The following is a 4,117-nucleotide window of genomic DNA, read 5'->3' as shown; positions in this document are numbered from 1 at the left end:
ACTTAACTGAAAATTGTTGAATAATTTCTCCTGATACTCTTTTTTGCCTTGCATTATTAAACATAAGAATTATAATACAATTTATGAAATTTTATCTTATATTTATCACGTTGTGCAACAGGCACAATGGCTATAAGTAATTGCTTGTTCTCGCCTACTTCTGAAAATCCTAGCGGATTTTCAGTTCGGTGTGTACTTGCTAAATTAAGTGCTAACCCACGCAACTACTCATAGCCGAAACGTTGGCGGTAATATTGAGAGACCGCCGTGCACATGGAATAGACTAAAATAATAAATGAAAAAACAGATATTTTACTTTGGCAAAACAACAAAATGGGATAGGATTACAATTTTCTTGTATTTAGTCTTATCTATTGGATTAACAGTTTATTACAGGAATAATCCTCTTAACTATAAATTGCACAGAGATATTTTATTTGCGTATGCTTTTGGAACGCATTTCTTTCTATATCTGTTTAATTACAAATCCTTGAGAAACCTGAAAGTTTATTTTATTTGGTTCGCCTTTGGACTAATACAGCTGTTTATTTATTTCAAACTAAAAGACATTGATTATTTACAAAATGTAAAAGGACATGCTTCAACAGGACTAAGAAATACCGTTCCTCTGTTGATTCTTTTCCAAATATTACGATTTATAAGTGCAAAAACTCAAGGACAAGAATTAGTAGCTCCTGGCAAAGGTTCAACAACGGACTTGTTTGACGAGAGAAGAATTACAATTATTGACTTTATAGCATTTGCAATTTACATGGCAACAATGATTTTATTATTTTTCTATGACTGAAATTAAACTATATAAATCACCTTGGAAAGCGATAAAGCTACTCGGATTGACTATTCCACTTGTAGCCGTTGGAGTTTGGTTGATTTTAAGAAATGAAAGTAGTCTCTTAGATAGAATTATGGGATGGATTGGTGTTCCGTTTTTCGGATTTGGTTTTTTCTTGGCTTTTTTTCATATGTTCGACAAAAGGCCTCAAATAGTTTTTAATGAAACGGGAATTTGGGATAGGACAATAAAACAAGATTTGATAAGTTGGGAACTTATTAAAAATGCTAATCCACTGGATGTATTCGGACAGAAATTTGTTACGTTGACTGTGGATAAATCATTTAAGCGCAAAAATACTCAATATGGCTGGGCAAAACGATTAGAAAAAAAGGTTGGTTCAACTGGACTAGATTTACAATTAAGCCAGATAAAAATGAAACCTGAGAAAATGACTAATTTTATTAAGGAGATGATTAAGACGGAAGAGTCGAAAAGAGGAACATTGATTAATAAATACTTTGATAGTCAAGGAAATACTACCGCCAACAATGCATAATAGCTTATAAGGCGGGAGGTTTCTTCGTAGATGCATTCTATTTTGCCGCAAGCAACGCCATAAGCATTTGCTTTCGCCCAGATTAATCTTAATTTAGTGCAAAACCAAACGTTATGGCTTATGTGCTTTGCTTTTAACTTTTTACCAATTCATCGCCGTACAAGCCATATGCGGTTACGTTACCACACATTTGAAAATGAAACTAATAGCAATAATTCTGATTATAATTGGAACTACAGTCAAAGCTCTTTTTGGACATTTAGCACTAAATTGGGCTAACTTGGAATCCACTTCATTAATATTATACTTGATTGGATTTACAATATTGATTTATAATTTAGTATCAAGAATAGATAAAAATAGAAAGGAACTTTCATTTAAAAAAAATCCTTTAAAATGGATATTTAGTCGTTCAATTTTTATTTACATTTTAATAATCCCAATTGTAATTGCACTAATTTACCTCGGAGAAAATTTAAATATAAAAATGCAAGAATATTTTCTTGGTCAAGACACAGAAAAGACTGTTGCGACCTTTGTCGGATTTGAGCAACAATCTTACCTGATAAAATACGGACGAGAAACCAAAGAGTTCGCAATGTTTGAATATAAAACACCAAATGGATTAATTAAACAAGGTTTGCCTAAAGAGGAATTTAAACTCAAAAAGAGTAGTTACACCGTTGAAAATAATAAATTGGTAATACCTAATAATATTAAAAATCAAAAAGTAGAAATTGTCTATTCAAAAAGATTTCCGTCAATTTTTAAAATAATATAAAAACGTGTGGTAACAATGTATAACCGCAATTACGGCGGATTCGACTACGTCCGAATCCACTTGGAATTGCTAAAGCCTGTGCTAAACCGAAAATCATTAACTTTAATCCCGTAACTGACGGTTATACGAGACCGTTGGCGGTAATTAAAACAAACTTAACTTTGAGAAATAAAATTAAAATTATAGTGCTCGTATTTGCAATATTTTTGAATGCTTGCGAAACAGAGAAGTCAGAAACTAAGAAGAATTCATCAATAGAAGATAGCCTTTATTTTGGGTATAAACCACCAGGGTTAACCCCCGAAATTTTTGTTCCAAAAAAGAGTACTTCTCAAGATTGGAAATTAGGGAATAGCGATACTCTAGATATGGATGAGTTTTATTTTACCTACACAGGAAACAACCCCTTTGAAAATAAAGTAGTTGTCTATCGGAATGAGGGTAGTTCTTATAAGGTTAATAAGTATAGCTTCGGCCATAACCCTGGTGATAGTAACATCTTATACTCTAGGTGGAACTATATAGAGCGTACAAATTCCGGTTGGTCAAAAATTAAAAGTCTGGGCCCTATGTTTGAAAGGGAAGATTGGGGCATTATGGTAATGTCGGTATCCTCTAAAGGTACTTTTGTTTTTGATGACTATAAAAGTAATGACGTAATCCGAATGTCGAGGATTATAGATGGTAAACGAGAAGAACCAAAACTACTTGGCAAACATATTAATACAGGAAAATGGACAGCTCACCCTTTTATAGCTCCAGATGAATCTTTCATAATATGGGGTAGCGAGCGAGAGGATGGATATGGAATGTCTGATAATTATATTAGTTTTCGACAGCAAGATGGTTCATGGGGTCCCGCAATTAATATGGGAGATAAGATAAATTCAGAACTACAGGAAAATGGTGCAAGATTAACACCTGACGGAAAGTATTTGCTTTTCGGAAGGCATGAAAAAAAAGAAAGGGAAGATGGTAGTACATATTGGGAAACAACAAAATATTGGGTTGATGCCAAGATTATTGAAACCCTTAGACCCCAACAGTGATTTCATGTGAAAATTTAAGCATAGAAAATATGACTACCGCCAACACGGTATATAAAAAATAGTGGTTTAAGTATTTCATTGAAAGTTGTTTTGTAAATTAAGCATTAGTTATAACTGAAAAGTTAGTGCTTTCAAGTCCACTACTTTTCATATACAAAAACGTTGGCTACAATATGAAAATCAAGGCAGATTCCTACATAACGAATATTATAGTTTACCGATTGAGCAATTACTCATACGGAATAGGAATTTTATTGACATTAATACTACTTACTTTTTCCTGGACGAATAAAAACAATACGGAAAACGGAACTGTTTACTTGTTTTTGGGTGTGCTAATTGCTTTATCACTCATGGTCGGACGAATTGCTCGACTTGTTTCGGGTGGATATTTTTGGCACCATATCAAAAACAACTTGAATATAAACCAAAATTCAATTGAATTAGAAAGTAAACGGTATGAATTTGACAAAATAAAGGTGCTTAAATTCAACTTAACGGATTTTGAAAACCGCAAACCTTTTTTGTATAAATATGTACTTAAAGACACGCGGAATATGATAAAATTTAAAACTGACGAAAATATTATTCAAGTCCACTTCAAACCTGAACTTGCATCTGAAAACGAATATTTGACCGAATTAAAAAAAATGTGGAATAAAAATACTGTAGCCAACACCGTATAAAAAAAATTGCTAGTTTTAGCTAAACCAAAGTTAGTTGCTCGTTTGCTAGCTTCTGATTTTCCTTCGGAAAATCCTCGCACACAAACACGCAACTTTCCTTATACATAAACGTTGTAAACAATTTTGACCCGTCCTGAATAAAGGCTACATAATTTCAAACATTATGTACAAAAATGACAAAGTAATCAGACGGTATTCAGAACCTTTTAAACTGAAAATTTTAGACGAACTTACAACAGGAAAACTAAA

Annotated in this window: 5 protein-coding genes; all 5 read left to right on the top strand. The window is 32.7% G+C overall.

From position 1 onward, the window contains the following. Window positions 1–295 precede the first annotated feature (295 nt). Entirely contained in the window at window positions 296–808 is a 513-nt protein-coding gene (locus FGF67_RS16610) for a hypothetical protein (RefSeq protein ID WP_139698879.1), read from the top strand. Continuing rightward, the gene (locus FGF67_RS16605; protein ID WP_139698878.1) at window positions 801–1,352 is read left to right on the top strand and encodes an STM3941 family protein; all 552 of its coding nucleotides are present in this window, start codon (window positions 801–803) and stop codon (window positions 1,350–1,352) included. Before FGF67_RS16610 ends, FGF67_RS16605 begins: the two co-directional genes overlap by 8 nt. 196 nt (window positions 1,353–1,548) lie before the next feature. Beyond that, the gene (locus tag FGF67_RS16600) at window positions 1,549–2,133 is read left to right on the top strand and encodes a hypothetical protein (protein ID WP_139698877.1); all 585 of its coding nucleotides are present in this window, start codon (window positions 1,549–1,551) and stop codon (window positions 2,131–2,133) included. 161 nt (window positions 2,134–2,294) lie between these two features. Further along, window positions 2,295–3,182, top strand: coding sequence for a hypothetical protein (locus FGF67_RS16595; protein ID WP_139698876.1), 888 nt, complete (start codon window positions 2,295–2,297; stop codon window positions 3,180–3,182). A 173-nt stretch (window positions 3,183–3,355) separates the two neighbouring features. After that, a complete protein-coding gene (locus tag FGF67_RS17295) occupies window positions 3,356–3,868 on the top strand; it encodes a hypothetical protein (protein ID WP_158293243.1) in 513 nt (170 codons plus the stop codon). The last annotated feature ends 249 nt before the right edge of the window (window positions 3,869–4,117 follow it).

It is taken from the genome of Allotamlana fucoidanivorans (genome assembly GCF_006265225.1).
GTDB lineage: Bacteria > Bacteroidota > Bacteroidia > Flavobacteriales > Flavobacteriaceae > Allotamlana > Allotamlana fucoidanivorans.
The sequence above is the reverse complement of the archived record's forward strand: the minus strand, read 5'-3'. Positions and strand labels throughout refer to the sequence as shown.

Excerpts from the sequence above, each read along its gene's own strand:
- FGF67_RS16610 (WP_139698879.1), top strand. The coding sequence starts at position 296 with ATGAAAAAACAGATATTTTACTTTGGCAAAACAACAAAATGGGATAGG.
- FGF67_RS16605 (WP_139698878.1), top strand. The coding sequence starts at position 801 with ATGACTGAAATTAAACTATATAAATCACCTTGGAAAGCGATAAAGCTA.
- FGF67_RS16600 (WP_139698877.1), top strand. The coding sequence starts at position 1,549 with ATGAAACTAATAGCAATAATTCTGATTATAATTGGAACTACAGTCAAA.
- FGF67_RS17295 (WP_158293243.1), top strand. The coding sequence starts at position 3,356 with ATGAAAATCAAGGCAGATTCCTACATAACGAATATTATAGTTTACCGA.